Consider the following 19,668-nt stretch of genomic DNA (forward strand, 5'->3'; position numbering starts at 1 on the left):
GGGGAAAAACGGAACTATAATGAACGTTAAGGGATTACATAGAATGGATAAGATATGATAAATCAGTAAGTTAAATGTGTGCCAACTCATCTTATCAAGATGCAATCAAATTGAGTATACACACGCTTAGTTAACCATTTTATAACCTAAAGCAGGTTAAACGAGCCTAGCCAATCAAACGGATTCAAATAGCCATAGTCTTTTGCCAATTTACCTAAATACGGTTCAACATTAATTTCAATGACATCCCATGCCCATCCTGCATGCAGTAGCCATTAAATTAGCGTTCTACTTTAGCGTATACACTTCGTCTTTCAAACTGCCTCTTTGTTGGCTGCGCTCGCTCACCCCGGTCACATAGTTAGCTATGCTCCCGGGATGTTCTCCCTTGCCGCCGCGATGCAATTTGAAATCCATTGCGTATAGATCGGTTGATGTAAAATCCCTCTGCTCCAATCGTAAAATGCCCGGATTGAAGGCGGCAGATACCTGTTTTGCGGATACACTAAGGATAATGGTAAATCAAAAGTATGATGCTCCAGGCAGGAAATAAGTGCCCCGTTCTCGAGATATGGCGAAACAAGATAACTGGCCACGCGAATTAATCCCATACCCTGAATTCCGGCCTGAATGTAGGCATCTGTGTCATCGACTACCAGACTCTCTTTCATACGGATCATGCAATCGGTATTGTCGAGAGTAAAAAACCATTCAGTGGTTCGCCCGGTACGATGATTCAGGTAGCCCACCGCATGATGCTTTTCCAGATCCTCCAGATTTTCCGGCTTTCCATGTGCTGCAATGTAAGCCGGGGCTCCCAGAATTACCCATGTAAAATTTGCCAGTGGACGGGCTACCAGAGTTGTTGAATCCTCAATCCTGCCAGTGCGGATCACGCAGTCATATCCTTCCTGGATAATGTCCTCCACGTTATCACTGGAGCAGAGTATCAAATCCAGTTCGGGATAGCGGTGCAAAAATTCCTGAATTCTCGGAATAACGCAATGTCGGGCGAGAGATTGGGGCATCCCCACTTTAAACCTGCCTTTGGGTTGTCCAGATCCGCCCGAAAATGATGATTCCATGGTCGCGATATCGGCCAGTATCCTTTTGCACTCGTCGTAATAACTGCGGCCATCGGTGGTCACGCTGAGTTTTCGGGTGGTGCGCTGTAGTAACTGGATCCCAAGCCTGTTCTCCAGTTCCTTTATCACCCGCGATACCGTTGAACGCGGTAGTCCCAGTACCTCTGCAGCCCTGGCAAAACCATTAGCCTCCACCACATAAACATAGACCTGCATTGATTCGAGCTTATCCATATTATATCCCGCCACTAATGCTCTAATTATCCCATTAATACGAACAGTCTAACCCGCCCACCTGTACTTATCAAATGAAGACCCCAGCTGTAAACTTGCCAAAAACACAGCAATTATACTGCGTTGAAAAGAGAGATATCAAAATGAAGCAAAACGATTTAAAGGTCAGTGAAAACGTATTGGTGCTAGGCGCGGGACAACTTGGCGCTGCCATCCTGGATGCGCTGCTGCCGGCTGTAGCTAGGTTAAAAGGCCACGTTTCGGTGATCGTTTCGCCTGGATCTTGGGATGAACAGGGCAAATTGCGGTCCAGTAACCATCAACGACTGGCGGATAACGGTGCAGAGTTTATTGCTACCGACATCTCTGCTGGTACGGTTGAATCACTGGCAGCGTGCTTTAAGGCTTTTGATACCGTTATCAATTGCATGGGATTTGTCGCCGGGGCCGGTACGCAGATAAAGATCACCCGCGCGGTGCTGGAGGCAGGCGTCAAACGATACTTTCCCTGGCAGTTTGGCGTGAATTATGATGTTGTCGGCAAAGGGAGCGGTCAACCGGTCTGGGACGAACAATATGATGTCCGAACTCTATTACGCCAACAGCAGGCAACGGAATGGGTCATTGTTTCGACCGGAATGTTTACCAGCTTTCTTTTTGAACCCGCGTTCAATGTCGTCAATTTAGCCGAGAAAACGATCCATGCACTCGGGGGATGGGAAACGCAGGTCACTGTCACTTCGCCAGATGATATCGGTCGGCTGACTACCGCCATTTATTTGCATCAGCCTCGCATTGCCAATGAAGTGGTATTTGTGGCGGGTGAAACGACCTCATACGGAAAACTGGCTGAAACCGTTGAACGCGTGACGCAACAATCTTTTACCAGAAGCGTCTATAGCCTGCCTGCATTGAGAGACGCATTGCGTTTAAATCCAGATGATCAGATGGTTCGCTATCGCTTGGTTTTCGCCCAAGGTGACGGTATGTGGTGGCCGATGAATGAAACCTACAATGCGCAGAATCATTGGCCGACTCAAAATATTGCTTCTTGGCTGAAGGCATTTCTTTGACTCTCTTCCCCGAAGAAAGCCATGACGATGAAAACCGGCATGATGCAGCTATTAGTTTCCCGGCTACTGCCATTTTCAGTATACGCCAGAACGAGTACCGTAACTGGCGATACCCTGGAGCATGCAGAAGATAAACCATTAAGGCGGGAATATTGAAACAACAGGATAAATAGCAAGAATATTTCTGTTTAACTTTCCATATAAAAGGTCATAAAAAGAACGAATGTAATGGCAATGCCATAACGGCAGTGTGTGATATTCACCTCAAAATATGATCATATTTTGAGGTGAATCATGCAAACGACAAAACGAGATACTTTGAGTATTCGTATCAGACCAAAAACCCATAGGCGAATTTAACCTGTCCCGGATTTTTTCGGCTGCGTGGGCGGTCGTCTATGGCGACAGGCCGGTATGCCACGTGGATAGGCCACAGTGCGCGGGTCGGCGCGGTGCAGGACATAACCGAATCGGGTTAAAGTCTCGCCCGGATCATGCAGGAAGGGAATTGGAGAAGCCCGAATCGTGTTGGGCTATCAATTACTGTTAAGAGGGTAGTCAATGTAACCCTGAGGTCCAGGTGTATAGAATGTTTCTTTATTTGGTGCATTGAGTTGCGCGCTTTGGCGAAAGCGTTCTGGTAAATCAGGATTAGCAAGGAAAGCATTACCGAATACGACAGCATCGGCACGACCTTCGATTAAAGCTTCTGTAGCGCTCTTCTGATCTAACCCTCCTCCCATAAGATATGCACCTTCGAAGCGAGGTCGAAGCAACCCATGATAATCAACTGGGGTACCAAATAGCGCAACATGTAAGTATGCTAAATTACGCCCATTTAATTGATCAACCAAGTAAGTGTATGTTTCCTGCGGATTGGTGTCGGTAATGTCATTAAAGTTCATTTCAGGTGAAATTTTGATCCCTACTCGGTCACTGCCAGCTTCCGCAATCATAGCATCCAGTACTTCGAGAGTGAAACGTACCCGATTTTCGACTGAACCGCCGTACTGATCTTGGCGATTGTTACTGCCTGAAGACAAAAATTGCTCTGGTAAGAAACCAGATGCTGCATGAAGCTCAACGCCATCAAAACCTGCCCCCATCGCATGAGCTGTGGCTAATCCAAAGTCTGATACAATATCGGCAATTTCATTTATTTCAAGAGCTTGAGGTGTGACCATATCCTGTGGACCATCTAAAGTCCAAACCTGTCCAGCAGGCTTGATAGCAGATGGTCCTACAGGTGTTGCGTTATCCGGCAGTAAAGATGGGTGTGAAATGCGACCACTATGCCAAAGCTGGATAAAAATCTGCCCACCATTTGCATGAACTGCATCTGTTACTTTCTTCCAAGCAGCTACTTGTGCTGTTGTCTCAATGCCTGGAGCGCGTACATAACCCTTCCCCAGTGAAGAAACATACGTGCATTCGGTAATAATTAATCCAGCTTCTGCACGTTGACCGTAATAGGTTGCAGCCAACTCACTTTGTATTCCTTCATCATTTGAGCGAGAACGGGTCATGGGTGCCATAACTAAACGATTTTTTAACGTGTTACTACCAATGCGAATAGGAGTAAATAAGGAGGTCATATCGTATTCCTTTGATACTTTTAAATGAGGCATCAATAGTACTTATTAGCTTTATTGTGATAAAGATGGGAAAATTCAAAACATTGATTCATTTTTGGAACAATCTAAATGAAATTACTCAATGATATGGAGTTGTTTGTCGAAGTTATTAAGGTTAACGGATTTCGTCGAGCATCTGATGCGCTTGGAATTCCTAGCTCAACAATATCCCGTAGAATTAGTGCATTGGAGAAGAATATTGGCCTGCGGTTACTTCATAGAACAACTCGCAGGCTAGAATTGACGGAGGCCGGACAGATCTATTATGAGCGGTGTAGACGCATTGTTGAGGAAGCAAGGCTAGCCCATGAAGAACTAGGCGAGCTATTATCTCAGCCTAGTGGTGTATTACGCGCCTCAATGCCAGGAGATTTTGCAAGTACTTATCTGCCTCCCTTGATCACCGAGTTTATGCATCGCTATCCTAAGCTCAGTTTCGATTTTGATTTAACTCCGCACAAAATTGATTTGATTGCAGACCATTTTGATGTTGCGATCCGCATTGGTGAACCTAAGGAATCAAATCTAGTTGCGCGTAAACTTGCTAATTTACGTTGTGGTATATACGCAGCACCAAGCTTTATTGATGACACCACCTTGCCTCGAGAGCCAATAGATCTATCCAATCTAAAGTGCCTGCTACTAAGAGGCGAGAGAAAACTTACATGGACTTTATGTCAAGGAGCTACAACTGTAGAGGTCTCGGTTAGTGGGCGCATTCAGCTTAATAGTATAGATCTGATGCGCAGGCTCGCAATATTAGGACAAGGTATCGCTATGTTGCCTATTGAGATTGCGGCTGAGGATGTCGAACAAGGGCGGTTAATTCATATTTTACCTAACTGGGAAGGGCTGTCCGTACCAGTATATGCCATAACTGAAACTCGATTAATACCAGCAAAAACTCGACTCTTTATTGATTTTTTACAAGAGAAACTTACCAATGTAAATACTCTTGCATTTATATAATAAGTGCAGCTCTGTTATGAGCGAAGTAAATGGATGGGTATTTCTTTAAATCATTCATTCGGTGTTTTATACCTTGTGTTTTTCGAGGTCGTTTATTTATGAAAGTCTGGACTTCGGTTGACAATTAGTTTTTTATAATTATATCGCCGGAGGTCAGATATTATAAACATTCAATCCAAACGAGATATTTCGCAAATAAATCTTGCTCTGAAAATCCAGCGAGAAGAGTTGCAAAACACATTGAAGAATTTGTTATTTATCTGCGTACAACTTATCATTTTGAGCCTCAACGTATAGATTGGTATCTTCTATGTATAGATAGTTTTTAATTAATAGTCTGCTTTCAGCTTTTTAAGTTAAGAATAAAAAGCCTCACATTTTGCTAGGCTAGTATTTGGTGGCTTTTTATTTCAGCGTAAGGGAGAAAATTTCTCTAAAGAACAATAGGGAAATTATTGATGGAGAAATAAACATTAACGCAAAGAATGCAGATAATATTTTAGTTATTTTTGTTTTGGCTTTTTTAGCATACAGAAAGGTGAAAAAGAAGCCTAAAGGAACAGTGATAAACCATAACCAACTGGCATAAAATATATATGCTCCGCCTAACCAAATTGTCAATATTGCTATCGATGGTATTGGCTCTGGCATTGTATCTACTGTCTCTAATATTACCGTTATTATATCTTTCATACATATTTTTCCACATTTTATCGTTATTCCATGAATATATCATAATGCCATGCTCCAGCCTACTGATAAGTGAGCTAGTATGAAATGTAATTATTAATAAACTAAAATTCATTTATCATATATACCCTATTAACTCCAATATGCTGGGTTGATTTTCAAATTAACAATTTAAAATCAAAAGCATGAGTTGAATCCTAACATGCATCTTCAAGTTTATTGCGTATATAAGTGAGTTCATAAATATAAATTTCCAATAAATAATAAGGTTGATCAAATATTGATTTAATATTGTGGTTTTGGGTTTTCGTATGAATTCGGGAAAGCTCAAAAACCCCTCAATTTTCATCAAGGGGTCGCTCATAAAATGTAATTTCTATAAAGCAAGAGATATCATCACCTCACACCAACAACTACGTCAGCATTTAGTCATTCTGTAGATATACCCTCGTGAAAGGGCAAGGCGTTAATGATTTCCGCGCTGATAATTGAAACTGCCTCAATCATGTTTTCATGATGATAATTATCGACTAACTTAATTACCAATGGGTTAGACAACCATTGGGAAATATTATTATCCTCAATTCCTGCAATCAGCTTGCTCATCACTAAACCCGTTCCTTCTTGATGATATGGACTCATTTGCCCTGCTTTGAATAATGTGATCTTTGTATGTATTAATTTTCCGCTAAAATTAGAATTTGCTATTCCTGTTTCAGATGGAATTGCCCTTAATACGGTATCGATATAACCTTTTCCTGCTCCCATTTCCTGCAACCTTTTGATGATCTTGCTGAGCTCTTTTGGAATTTCTAATTTATGCCTGAGTGTTGTTAATTCATCGTTGTTAATAATGGTGTCCAATAGAAATAATTGAATCTCTTTCGCACCGAGTTGTTCTAATTGAAATGCAATTTCCATCGCTATTTGTCCACCCAAGGACCAACCTAAAATACGAATGGGTTTATCAATGGATGTTTCTTGTAAAATTAATTCTTTGTAGATTTGAGCTATTTGATGTAGCGAGTCTATTTGATTATCTGAAAGGAAATTGTAATTATCGATGCCGATGCAATTGTAGGTATCAGACAAAGCATTTGCCAACGGTTTATAGACTTCACTGCCACAGTTGGCCGCATGTACCATAAACAGCTTATGTGTGGCAGTTGATTCCGGAGTTAATAAATTGAGTAAACTGAATTTATGACTATCAATTTCCAGCCATTGAGATAATAGAGAAATAGATTTGCAGTTAAATAACACAGTTAAAGGAATATTGATATTTATCGTATTTTCGATTGCTGCGGTTAGTTTTATCGCCAACAGAGAATTGCCACCGATGCGGAAGAAATTATCTTCAATGCCAACGCGTTCCAAGCTCAAAACGTCCTGCCAAATGCTGCATAGCTGGGCTTCCAGTGCATTGCGGGGCGCAATGTAATTATTCCGGTTGTCCCAAATTGGCGCAGGCAGGGCCCGGCGATCCAGTTTGCCGTTCAGCGTCAAAGGAATAGTGTCGAGGCGGGTAAAGCTGGCGGGCAGCATATATTCTGGCAGGCGGGCAGAGAGGTAATCAAACAGGGTTTCATCCGAGAGTTTTTCCTCTGCCACCAGATACGCGGCCAGTAGCTTACTTCCCTGATGTTCGCGGTCAATCACTATCGCTTGTTTCACCTGTGAATGGGAAATCAGAACATTTTCAATTTCCCCCAATTCAATGCGGTAACCACGGATCTTGACCTGAAAGTCGTTGCGCCCCAGAAATTCCAGTTCGCCGTTTGGCAGCCAGCGCACCAGGTCGCCGGTTTTGTACAGGCGGGTGTAACCTTTGGCCTTGTCTTCAGCGGTGGCAAAAGAATTCGGCACAAAACGTTCAGCAGTTAGTTGCGGTTGGTTTAAATACCCTCGTGCCAGTCCGGCTCCGCCGATATACAGCTCCCCCGGTGCCCCGATGGGAGACAGATTGCCTTGCCCGTCAAGGACATAGAGACGGGCATTAGGAATGGGCTTGCCAATATTGGTGGCGATATCACCAAATTGAAAGTATTTCTCAGTAGCACAGACAGTGGCTTCGGTCGGGCCGTAAGCGTTCATGACTTGGCTGTGATGGCGAAAATAATCCAGCATCGCTAAAGACGGGGATTCGCCCGCAGTCACCAAGCGTTGCAGGGAAGGCAGATTCGTACCCATCAGTGAATTCAGCAAGGAGGGCGATAAGGTAGCGATTTCAATGCCTTCACGCTGAATGAGTTTTGCCACTGCCGGCGCGTTGCGTTCCGCTTCGCTGCAAATGTAAAGCGTCAGACCGTGCAATAAGGCGGGAAATAGTTCGAACGCTGAACCGTCAAAGACATAGGGGGCAAACATGAGGGCTTTTTGTCGCTGGCTGATGTCAAACAACTTGGCCTGCGCGGTTATTAGATGGGTAACACTCTTATGCTCAACCATTACCCCTTTGGGCTGGCCGGTGGTGCCGGAAGTGTAAATGATATAAGCCAAATCGGCAGGATTATTGATCGGAACCGGATTTTCTGCGGATTGCTTTTCGATGAGGAGCTGGTCATCCGTGGCTATCAGTATCGGTTGCTCGGTAAATGGTTGAGTGTATGCCGCCAATGTTGCCAGATGTCGTTGTTGGGTTATCACGTATGGCGCAGCGGTATCCACCAAAATAAACTGCACGCGCTCTGCGGGATATTCCGGCGAAATGGGTACGTAAGCGCCGCCGGCTTTGAGCACCGCCAGGATGCTAATCACCATTTCCAGACTGCGGTCAAGGTAAAGGGCAATGGGGGTATCTGCCGGCAGGGAAGCACCAAACCGTTGCTGATATTGTTCGCGGAAAACAACAGCCAGTTGGTTCGCCCGTTGGTTAAGTTGGTGATAGGTCAGTTTTTCCCCTGCAAACACCAGCGCCACAGTATCGGGTGTTTTTTCGGCTTGGATTGCGAACAGTTGTGGCAGGGTTTTATCCTGCGGATAAGGGGCATCAGTCTGGTTCCACGCATGCAGCAGGGTATAGCGCTCTTCGTCGCTGAGAAACGTGATGGATGTATGCAACTGATTTGGGCCGGATGCCACGGCAAGCAAAATACGTTCAAGCTGGTAAAGCAGGCGTTGTGCCTGTTGATCTGTCAGCCATGTCTCCCCATAACTCAATCTGAGGGTCAAACGGTTATCATGTTCATAGGCTATCAGTGACAGCGGATAATCCACTTTTTCGATGGCCCGGCAGAATGTCAGGGCATGTTCGATGCCTTCTCCGTTGTCATTGAGTGCAGGCGTCGGGTAATTTTCAAAAACCAGCAAGGAATGGAACAGCCGTTCTCCGTCAGATTGCAGGCTAGAGAGCGAAACGGCACTGTGGCTGCTGAGGGCGGCGATGTCCCGTTGGATGTTTTGCAGAATATCAACAATACTGCCAGCTCTGTTCCACTGCACCGCCAGTGGCAGGGTATTGATGTAAAGCCCGACACTGGATTCAATACCTTCTACCGGCACATCGCGCCCGGATACGGTTGTGCCCACCATTGTTTGTTCATCGCCGGTATAACTGTGCAAAAGTTTATGCCAGGCAAATTGCAGTGCCACATTCAGGGTAACACCGTACGTTCGGCAGGTATTTTTCAATTGCTCACAGGCATATCCTTCTACCATAATTGCCTGTTTATCGGGCTTTTCGACGGTTTTTATCTGGGTTAAGTCAACGCGATGGCTTAACAGGGGAGACAGATCGTTGGCGGCCTGAAAATGGGCTTTGCGCTCTGCCCAGAAAGCGTCTGATTCTGCTTGGTGTGCCTGATGATATTGCTGGGTTGCCAGATAAGCCTGTTCTACGACAATCTGAGGTTCTTTCCTCTGAACCAGTGCATTGTAATATTCATGTACGGCCTGCAATAAAATCGGATTACTCCAGCCATCGGAAATACAGTGGTGTTGGGTGATCAACACTGTCACCAACTGTTCATGTTGCCTGATCTCGGTAAAACGAATCAAACCGGGCTGGTTTAAATCAAAGGGCAGGGTGCGGTCGTATTGTTGGATGGCGTCAATGGTGTTGTCCCGCTCTTCCTCCGGTAACTGGCTGATGTCTTGAAGCGTGAAATTTGTTGGCCCGATACTGGCCCCCTCAGTCACTATCTGCAAGACCTCGCTTTCCCAATCAAAGGCGGTTCTGAGGATGGGAAAACGCAGGGAAGCCAGCGCCCAGGCTTGTTGATAGGCGGTAAGGTCTAGGTGGGTGTGATAATCCAGCAAGAGTTGTACACGATAGGCATCATCTTGTGGCTGGGTCAGATAATGATAAATAAATCCCTGTTGTAAGCTGGTGGCAGGATACAAGGCTTCAATCGAATATTTGTGCTGGAGGCGACGCATGATCTTACCGGAAAGCCCGTTCACACCATAATCACTGGATGTTTTTATTCCACCGGATTGAGCCTGTTTCTGACCAGCCATAATGACAGTGTTGAGGGCTTGCTCAAAGGCTGTGATTAACGTTTGTGTTTGAGTTTTCGTCAAACAAGCGTTAAGGCTAAATTGCAACCTGCCTTGCCGAATCAGGCCATTAATACTCAGTAACCAATGGTTGTGGCTCTCATCTGTCATACTTTCCGCCTCATCAGCGGTAGTGTTGCCACAATCATCATTGGTCAGTGACCAATCTTGTTCATTTTCTCCACTTAATTGGCCGAGATAGTTGAAGCTGATGGTGGGTAAATCCCCACTCAAATATCCGGCCTGGCGCAGTGCGCCATAGCCAATGCCTTTATTTGGCACTGCCCGCAGCATCTCTTTGGTATAAATAATGGTTTCCGCAATATCGGCCTGAGCTTCCAGACGAACCGGATAGAAAGTCGTAAACCAACCGACGGTTTCTGATATGTCCAGCGTGCTATCGATATTTTCCCGGCCATGACCTTCAAGCGCGATATGATTTACGGATTGAGAGAACACTGCCGGTAATGCCAATGTCAGCGCACTGAGCAATAAATCATTAATTTCCGTGTGATAACCTAAGTTTGCCTCATGCAGAAGGATATCGGTCAGCTCAGTGGAAATACTCAGCTTATGTTGGCTGCTTGCGCCCGATGCTGTGTGGACAGAATATCCCGCCATCACTTTTTGCCAATAGGGGGATTCTGTTTGGTGCTGCTGTGCATAGTGACGGACGGCGTGAACCCATTGCCGATAGCTGCTGGTTTTCTCTGGCAGTGTTCCGTCCAGCAACAATCTACGCATATCTTCAGCAATGATCCGCCAAGATACGGCGTCGATTATCAGGTGGTGGAAGGCAAAAAATAAGCGGGCGCTGCCGTCTGGGTATCCGATCAAATGAGCGGCCTGCCACAAAGGCCCTGTATAATAATCAAAATTATTCTGCCATTGAGTCAGTTGTTGATGCAGTCTGGTTGCATCAAACTTGCTGATATCACCATGCAGTAAAGTGGGTAGCCACGGCGGCATTTCTGCGGGATAACATTGGCGATGGCCTTGTTTAGTATCGATAAAATGGGCACGTAGCATGTCATGACGTTCGATCAATGTTGACAGCGCTTGCCTGACAGCGGCGTAACTGAGGTTGCCGGGTAGCCGGATCATGAATGCCTGATTCCAATGGTGTGGGCTGGATAAATTCCAGTTGAAGAAATCCTGTTGGATAGGCAATAAATCAAATTCTCCACTCAATAAGCCCTGTTCGGCAATCATGGTTGCTGAACAGGTTTGCGTCATTAAGTACGCCAGACGTGACACGGTCGGGGCTTCAACGATCGATTGGACTTGCAGGGAGAAGCCTTCCAACCGCAGTTTGGACACTAATTTGATGCTGATAATGGAATCGCCGCCGATGCGAAAGAAGTTATCTTCAATGCCAACGCGTTCCAATCCTAAAACGTCCTGCCAAATGCTGCATAGCTGGGTTTCCAGCGCATTGCGGGGGGCTACGTAATTGTTCCGGTTACCCCAAGTCGGCGCAGGCAGGGCGCGGCGATCCAGTTTACCGTTCAGCGTCAGCGGAATGGCATCAAGGCGGGTAAAACTGGCGGGCAACATATAAGCCGGCAGGTGGGCAGAAAGGTGTTCAATCAGCGTTTCATCCGAGAGTTTTTCCTCTGCCACCAGATACGCGGCCAGTAACTTATTTCCCTGATGTTCGCGGTCAATCACTACCGCCTGTGTTACCTGCGGATGGGAAATCAGAGCATTTTCAATTTCCCCCAATTCAATGCGATAACCGCGGATCTTGACCTGAAAGTCGTTGCGTCCCAGAAATTCCAGCTCGCCGTTTGGCAGCCAACGCACCAGGTCGCCGGTTTTGTACAGGCGGGTGTAACCCTTGGCCTTGTCTTCGGCGGTGGCGAATGGATTCGGCACAAAACGTTCAGCAGTCAGTTGCGGTTGGTTTAAATACCCCCGCGCCAGTCCGGCTCCGCCAATATACAGCTCTCCCGCTGCACCAATGGGAGACAGATTGCCGTGCCCGTCAAGGACATAAAGACGGGCATTCGGGATGGCTTTGCCAATATTGGTGGCGATATCACCGGATTGATAATATTTCTCGGTGGCACAGACGGTAATTTCTGTCGGGCCGTAAGCGTTCAGGACTTGGCTATGAAGGCGAAAATAATCCAGCATCGCTAAAGACGGGGATTCGCCCGCAGTCACCAAGCGTTGCAGGGAAGGCAGTTTCGTACCCATCAGTGAATTCAGTAAGGCGGGCGATAAGGTAGCGATTTCAATGCCTTCACGCTGAATGAGTTTTGCCACTGCCGGCGCGTTGCGTTCCGCTTCGCTGCAAATGTAAAGCGTCAGGCCGTGCAATAAGGCGGGAAATAGTTCGAACGCTGAACCGTCAAAGACGTAGGGCGCAAACATGAGGGCTTTTTGTCGCTGGGTGACATTAAACAGTTCAGCCTCTGCGGTTATCAGATGGACAACATTTTTATGCTCAATCATCACGCCCTTGGGCTGTCCGGTGGTGCCGGAGGTGTAGATGATATAGGCCAAATCGGTGGCGGTATTGATCGGAACCGGATTTTCCGCGGACTGATTTACGGTGAGTGTCTGGTCATCCGCGGTTATCAGTATCGGTTGCTCGGTAAATGTTTGGGTGTATGCTGCCAATGTTGTCAGATGCTGTTGTTGGGTTATCACGTATGGCGCAGCGGTATCCGTCAAAATAAACTGCACGCGCTCTGCGGGATATTCCGGCGAAATGGGCACGTAAGCGCCGCCGGCTTTCAGTACGGCAAGGATGCTGATCACCATTTCCAAACTGCGGTCAAGGTAAAGCGCAATGGGGGTATCTGCTGGCAGGGAAGTGCCAAACCGCTGTTGATACTGTTCACGGAGAACAACAGCCAGTTGGTTCGCCCGTTGATTAAGCTGGCGGTAGGTCAGTTTTTCCCCTGCAAACACCAGCGCCACAATATCGGGTGTTTTCTCGACTTGCGTTTCAAACAGTTGTGGCAGGGTTTTGTCCTGTGGATAAGGCATATCAGTCTGGTTCCACGTATGCAGCAGGGTATGGCGCTCTTCTTCGCTGAGAAACGTGATGGATGCATGCAACTGATTTGGGTCGGATGCTACGGCAAGCAAAATACGTTCAAGCTGGCAAAGCAGGCGTTGTGCCTGTGTGTCCGCCAGCCACGCATCCCCATAATTTAATTTGATGATTAAACGGTTATCGAGTTCATAGGCTATCAGCGACAGCGGATAATCCACTTTTTCGATGGCCCGACGGAAAATCAGGGCATGTTCGATACCTTTTCCGTTTTCATTGATTATCGGCGCGGGATAGTTCTCAAAAACCAGCAAGCTATGAAAAAGCCGCTCTCCCTCAGATTGCAGGCTGGAAAGTGAGACGGCGCTGTGGTTGTTGAGTGCGGCGATATCCTGCTGGATGTTTTGCAGGATGTTGAGAATGCTGTCGGCCTTGTTCCACTGAACTGCCAGCGGCAGGGTGTTGATGTATAGCCCGACACTGGATTCAATGCCTTCTACCGGTACATCGCGCCCGGATACGGTTGTGCCTACAATCGTTTGCTTATCACCGGTGTAATTGTGCAAAAGTTTATGCCAGGCGAATTGCAATGCCACATTCAGGGTAATGCCGTGTGTTCGGCAGGTGTTTTTAAGCTGCACATAGGCATTTCCTTCTATCGTAAGCGCCTGTTCAGCGGGTTTTTCGACAATTTTTATCTGGGCTAAATCAACGCGATGGCTTAACAGAGGGGACAGATCGTTGGCGGCCTGAAACTGGGCTTTGCGTTCTGCCCAGAATGCGTCTGATTCCGCTTGGTGCGCCAAATGATATTGCTGGGTTGCCAGATAAGCCTGCTCCACAACGGCCTGTGGTTTTTGCCCCTGAACCAGTGCGTTGTAATATTCATGCACGGCCTGCAATAAAATCGGGCCGCTCCAGCCATCGGAAATGCAGTGATGCTGGGTAATCAACACTGTGACCAACTGTTCATGTTGCCTAATCACAGTAAAGCGAATCAAACCGGGTTGGTTTAAATCAAAGGGCTGGGTGCGGTCATGTTGTTGGAGGGCATCGATCGCGTTATTTCGCTCTTGCTCTGGTAACTGACTGATATCCTGAACAGCAAAATTTGCCGGCCCGATACTGGTTCCCACGGTCACTATCTGCAAAACCTCGCCGTCCCAATCAAAGGCGGTTCTGAGGATGGGAAAACGCAGAGAGGCCAGCGCCCAGGCTTGCTGATAGGCCACAAGGTCAAGGTCGGTGTGATAATCCAATAGCATTTGCACACGATAGGCATCATCTTGTGGCTGAAGCAAATGATGGTAAATAAAACCTTGTTGCAGGCTGGTGGCCGGGAACAGGTGTTCCACCTGAAAACGTTGTTGTAAACGGTTTAGGCGATCAATGGAAACGGTTTTAAGGCCATAGTCACTGGGGGTTTTCACACCACCTAATCGAGCCTGTTTCTGGCCGGCTGCAATCACTTCATTGAGGGCGTATTCAAAGGCCGTGATAAACCGTTGGGTCTGAACTGGCGATAATCGAGCCAGTACGCTGAATTGCAGTTTTCCCGCCAGAACGGCGCCATTAATATCCAGCAGTAAATGACTGCTGTTCTCGTCGGCGATAGTTAAACCACAATTGTCGTAAGTCAGTGACCAATCTTGTTGATGGGATGGCTCCGCTTCATCACTCAATTGACCGAGATAATTAAAGCTGATGGCAGGTAAATTGCCCGTCAGATATCCGGCCTGAAATAAGGCTCCGTAGCCAATGCCTTTGTTGGGAACTGCACGGAGCATTTCTTTGGTATGAATAATGGTTTCTGCTATATCTCCCTGAACAGCCAACCTAACCGGATAAAGGGTGGTAAACCAGCCCACCGTTTCAGACACGTCCAGTGTGTTGTCGAGATTTTCTCTGCCATGACCTTCAAGAATAATCGGGTGTACTGGGCGGGAGAATGTAGCCTGCAATGCCAGAGTGAGAGCACTGAGCAATAAGTCGTTAATTTCAGTGTGATAACCTAAGTTAGCTTCACGCAGCAGGGTGCCGGTCAGGTCAGCGGGTAAACTCAATTGATGCGAAATAGCTTTTTCTTCCAGCGGGTAAGCATCTTTTCTTCCCAATACATCCTGCCAGTAGGGCACTTCATCTTGATGTTGTATGGCATAGCGTTGGACTGCCACAACCCATTGCCGATAGCTGCTGGTTTTTGCCGGCAAGGTTTGGCCTTGCAGCAATCTACGCATATCCTCAGTGATGATCCGCCAAGATACTGCATCAATAATAAGGTGGTGGAAGGCGAAGAATAAGCGGGCATTGCCGTCTGGGTATCCGGTAAGGTGGGCGGCTTGCCACAAAGGCCCCGTACAATAATGAAAGCTGCTTTGCCACTGGGTCAGTTGCTGATGCTGTTCATGCTCATTTAACTTCCTGATATCACACTGCAACAAGGTGGGTAACCAAGGCGGTATTCCTGCGGAATAACACTGATGATATCCCTGTTCAGTGTGGACAAAATAAGCACGCAGAATATCATGCCGTTCAACCAGCCTTGCCAGAGCCTGAGCAATATCGGTGTGTTTGATCGTTCCGGGAAGCCGGATCATAAATGCCTGATTCCAGTGGTGTGGGGAGGGTAAATTCTGATTGAAAAAATCTTGCTGGACAGGCAATAAACCAAATTCGCCGCTCAATAATCCCTGTTCAGCGGCCACACTTGCCGGGGATGACGTTTGGTTCAGCAATTGCGCCAGACGCGACACTGTCGGCGCTTCAAAAAGCGATTTGACCTGAAGGGAGAAACCATGTTGCCGTAGTTTGGAAACCAGTTGGATGCCGATAATCGAATCGCCCCCCATGTGAAAAAAATTATCCTCAATGCCAACCCGCTCCACACCTAAAATCTCTTGCCAGAGCGCACTCAAGCGAGTTTCCAATTCTGTGCGTGGCGCTATATGGCGATCTTGATTTTCCCAGACGGGAATCGGCAAGGCATGGCGGTCGAGTTTGCCATTGACGGTCAAAGGAATGGCATCAATGCGAGTAAAGCTGGCCGGTATCATATATTCCGGCAGATGGTTTGCGAGATATTGGACCAAAACGTCATCGGTCAACGCGTCATCGCTGACCAGATAAGCCGCCAGCACTTTATGGCCGGCACGTTCCCGGTCAATGACCACGGCTTGTTTCACCAGAGGATTCGAGGTCAGGGCTGCTTCAATTTCTCCCAATTCAATGCGGTAACCGCGGATTTTGACCTGAAAATCGTTGCGCCCCAAATATTCCAGATTCCCGTCCGGTAACCAGCGCACCCGATCGCCGGTTTTGTATAGGCGGGTATAGCCCCGGACTTTATCTTCGTCTGTCGCGAACGGGTTTTCGACAAAACGCTCGGCGGTCAATTCAGGTCGGTTCCAATACCCCCGTGCCAGACTGGCTCCGCCAATATACAACTCTCCGGGCGAGCCAATGGGTGCCAGCCTGCCGTAATGGTTCAGGACATACAGACGGGTATTGTGATGCGCTTTGCCAATGGGAATATTGCCGTCAATGTCATCGGTGATATCAAAGTGGGTGATATCGTTTGTCGTTTCTGTCGGGCCATAGAGGTTAATCAGGACACTTGCGCTGTTATTGATGGCTCTGAATGCATTGACATGGGACATGGTCAATGTTTCTCCGCCACACAAAACATAACGGACAGTACTGGGTAATTGCTGGTCGAAGTCCCGAACCGTTTGGCAAAAAGCCCCCAGCATGGACGGAACAAATTGCACTACCGTCACGCCGGTTTTCTGTATCAATCGATAAAGTTCTTCCGGTTGTTTATGAACATCCGGTGAAGCCATGACGATGCTGGCACCGAACCAATTGGCGGCAAGCAATTCCCAGACTGAGGCATCAAAGGTATATGGGATTTGTTGCAGTACCTTATCCGAGGTATTTAACGGATATTCGGACTGCATCCAACTGAGGTGATTGATGACATTTTTGTGGGTCAATGCTACCCCTTTTGGCTGTCCGGTCGTTCCTGAGGTATAGATAATGTATGCCAGATCGGTACTTTGGTTTACTGGTAATAAATCTTCCATCGAACGGCCTTGAGTGACGGCATTGTTATCTGTGGCTATCAACACAGGCTGAATAGGTAAGGGCTGAATATATTTTTCCAGTGCGCTCAAGTGGTTTTGTTGCGTCAGCACGCACGGACTGCCGGTATCTTGCAGAATAAACTGCACGCGCTCTGGTGGATATTCAGGAGAAATAGGCACGTAGGCGCCACCGGCTTTTAGCACGGCCAGAATGCTGACGACCATTTCCAGACTGCGATTAAGGTACAGCGCCACAGGAGTATCTGCCTGCATTGAGGCATTGCGCTGTTGTTGGCAATATTCGCGTATCACTATGGCGAGCTGGTTTGCTTGTCCATTAAGCTGGCGGTAGGTCAGGCTCTTGTCTTCAAATATTACTGCGACATTATCCGGAGTAGCGGCAACTTGCTTCTCAAATTGCTGTTGCAGAGTTTGATTTTGTGGATAAGGGGCGTCATTCTGATTCCATTTATACAGCAGAGTGTGGCGCTCTTCTTCTAATAAAACAGGCAATTCGCTGACGGATAGAGAAGGGGTGTTGAGGAAAGCAAGCAATAGATTTTTTAGTCGGTTAAAAATTCCTTTTATCTCTTGTTCGTTGAAATAATCCCGTAAATAATCGATGGCGATTGTTAGCTCTTGATGATAGCCAAAATCTTGCAGGCGAAAAATAATAGGCTCAGTATTAAATTTTCCATCCACCATATAATGTTGTGCTTGACTGATTTCAGAAGATGATGCTGAAAGCCTTTCATAGAATATGAAGATATTGGGTAAAGCAATACCATGATTATTGGCCAGTCTGACCAAGTGAGAATAGGGAAATTGGCTGTGGTAATAGCTTTCTTTTAAAGCAAATTCCATTAATTTAATCTGCTCAATCATACTGGAGTTATCAGAAATATGGCAATATACCGGATAGATATTGGCTTGCATCCCGACAACATATTTCTCTGATTTTGTTTTTCTGCCATGAGTGATGGTATTGAAGGTGACTTCTTGTTGCCCTGTCAGCTCTGCCATCATAATAGTGACCAGACTTGAAAAGACAGCGAGAATATTGGTTTTATATTTTTTGCAAAGATCATATAGATTCTTTTTCATCGAAAAAGGCAATGTCAGCGTATTTTGGGCAGAGCTTCTATTTTGATGGTGAGGAACCAATTGATGTATATTTTTTTGGGTTAAGAAATCATGCCAGTAATTTTTATCGTTGTCATAATTGGGCGAATATAAATATTCTTTTGCTTGCTCCATACTGCCTGAGTATTGCGGAATTTTAGATAGCCAGTCTGTTGATTCTCCGTTTTTCAGGCAATTGTACAATTTATGGATATATTCATGCAGGCGGAACAGGCCAACTCCATCAATGATAATATGATGAAATTTAGTGAAAAGATAATGCCTTTTTCGATTAATGCGGATTAATGATATTTGATACAAAATCTCATCGGGAAAATTGATGGCTTGATTTATCTGCTGTTGCATCCAACTATTTACTTTTTCTTCGGGATCTGGCTGGGTTGAAAAATCATGGAATATCATTGACTCAGGAATAGACCGGTTTTTAACATATTGCATGGCTTTATTGTCTGAATTAATGAATATGCGTAACCTGAGCATATCAACATGTTGATACAACAATTGCCACGTTTGTTGCAAGATAACAATATCAACATCGCCCTCCATTAAGGTATACCAACCTAAATTATGCTGTGAGGCATTTCCGTGGAGGGTTTGCTCGTTAAATACATCCTCTTGAGCGGGGTGAAGTTCATATAATTTTGAATCCAACGCTTTCTCAGCTATTTTCATAATAAATTATACGAATGCATTCCGTTTACAAGTTATTTGTAATTTATGCCAAAAATGAATAGATGTTAGTTTTTGCTTCTCTCCCCGTCGTTTTTCATATTGTCGCTTGATTGGTCGCGTTCATTATAATTATTATTGTCAATATCAAATTATTCTTTTTATTAGGTGACGGCATTATCTATCCATTTGTTTGTCATAATTTATTACAACCAATCTCGCAACCTTTCAGCACTCTTCCTCATGCAAAGAAGTGAATGTTTATTAGTAAATGTTTATCGTCAATGCTCTTGGTTGTATTTGTTATATCTTCGAGTTTTATTCCTGTCACCCAATATTTTTCTCCTGATTTATATTTTATATTAATAATAACCATTGCTTTTTTCGTTATTTAATAAATACGATTCTCACCATTAATGATTGCATTTATATCTTTACCATATTGAAATATTGATTGCCATTTTGTTTTTAGTCTATATTATTTTTTGTTTAATAGAGTGATGCTTTTTGTTCTTTCTATGTTCAGATTGTAATGATTAAAAGTATTTATTTTAACTTTAGGTAAGTTAACTTTATATTTATTTG

Annotated in this window: 7 protein-coding genes and 1 pseudogene; 4 read left to right on the plus strand and 4 right to left on the minus strand. The window is 45.7% G+C overall.

All coding sequences use genetic code 11. The features are described 5' to 3' along the window. Nucleotides 1-365 precede the first annotated feature (365 nt). On the minus strand, nucleotides 366-1,319 hold the full coding sequence (locus BM100_RS06765) for a LysR family transcriptional regulator (RefSeq protein WP_092509223.1): 954 nt from the start codon (nucleotides 1,317-1,319) through the stop codon (nucleotides 366-368). Nucleotides 1,320-1,462: 143 nt separating this feature from the next. On the opposite strand from BM100_RS06765, the gene BM100_RS06770 reads away from it, so the two are divergent. Both BM100_RS06770 and BM100_RS23820 read left to right on the plus strand, forming a co-directional pair. After that, nucleotides 1,463-2,392, plus strand: coding sequence for an aromatic alcohol reductase (locus BM100_RS06770; RefSeq protein WP_092509225.1), 930 nt, complete (start codon nucleotides 1,463-1,465; stop codon nucleotides 2,390-2,392). Nucleotides 2,393-2,413: 21 nt separating this feature from the next. Then, complete coding sequence (locus BM100_RS23820) at nucleotides 2,414-2,548, plus strand: hypothetical protein (protein WP_274539922.1); 135 nt, start codon at nucleotides 2,414-2,416, stop codon at nucleotides 2,546-2,548. A 380-nt stretch (nucleotides 2,549-2,928) separates the two neighbouring features. Here BM100_RS23820 and BM100_RS06775 read toward each other — a convergent pair whose 3' ends face one another. Continuing rightward, entirely contained in the window at nucleotides 2,929-4,020 is a 1,092-nt protein-coding gene (locus BM100_RS06775; RefSeq protein ID WP_420855289.1) for an alkene reductase, read from the minus strand. A 75-nt stretch (nucleotides 4,021-4,095) separates the two neighbouring features. On the opposite strand from BM100_RS06775, the gene BM100_RS06780 reads away from it, so the two are divergent. Together BM100_RS06780 and BM100_RS24030 are read left to right on the plus strand one after the other, a co-directional pair. Further along, nucleotides 4,096-4,995 (plus strand): LysR family transcriptional regulator, encoded by a 900-nt coding sequence (locus BM100_RS06780; protein WP_092509229.1) that lies wholly within the window; start codon nucleotides 4,096-4,098, stop codon nucleotides 4,993-4,995. Between the two features lie 194 nt (nucleotides 4,996-5,189). Continuing rightward, a pseudogene (locus tag BM100_RS24030) lies at nucleotides 5,190-5,306 on the plus strand (IS481 family transposase); the annotation flags it as partial. Between the two features lie 94 nt (nucleotides 5,307-5,400). Here the strand turns inward: BM100_RS24030 and BM100_RS06785 are convergent. Beyond that, complete coding sequence (locus BM100_RS06785; RefSeq protein WP_092509231.1) at nucleotides 5,401-5,688, minus strand: hypothetical protein; 288 nt, start codon at nucleotides 5,686-5,688, stop codon at nucleotides 5,401-5,403. Nucleotides 5,689-6,114: 426 nt separating this feature from the next. Continuing rightward, the gene (locus BM100_RS06795; protein ID WP_169924638.1) at nucleotides 6,115-19,065 is read right to left on the minus strand and encodes a non-ribosomal peptide synthetase; all 12,951 of its coding nucleotides are present in this window, start codon (nucleotides 19,063-19,065) and stop codon (nucleotides 6,115-6,117) included. Between the last annotated feature and the right edge of the window lie 603 nt (nucleotides 19,066-19,668).

The organism is Xenorhabdus mauleonii (assembly GCF_900113945.1).
GTDB classification, from domain to species: Bacteria; Pseudomonadota; Gammaproteobacteria; order Enterobacterales; family Enterobacteriaceae; genus Xenorhabdus; species Xenorhabdus mauleonii.

Bases quoted from the DNA above. Each gene is read 5' to 3' on its own strand.
- BM100_RS06765 (WP_092509223.1), bottom strand. From the start codon at position 1,319: ATGGATAAGCTCGAATCAATGCAGGTCTATGTTTATGTGGTGGAGGCT.
- BM100_RS06770 (WP_092509225.1), top strand. From the start codon at position 1,463: ATGAAGCAAAACGATTTAAAGGTCAGTGAAAACGTATTGGTGCTAGGC.
- BM100_RS23820 (WP_274539922.1), top strand. From the start codon at position 2,414: ATGACGATGAAAACCGGCATGATGCAGCTATTAGTTTCCCGGCTACTG.
- BM100_RS06775 (WP_420855289.1), bottom strand. From the start codon at position 4,020: ATGCCTCATTTAAAAGTATCAAAGGAATACGATATGACCTCCTTATTT.
- BM100_RS06780 (WP_092509229.1), top strand. From the start codon at position 4,096: ATGAAATTACTCAATGATATGGAGTTGTTTGTCGAAGTTATTAAGGTT.
- BM100_RS06785 (WP_092509231.1), bottom strand. From the start codon at position 5,688: ATGAAAGATATAATAACGGTAATATTAGAGACAGTAGATACAATGCCA.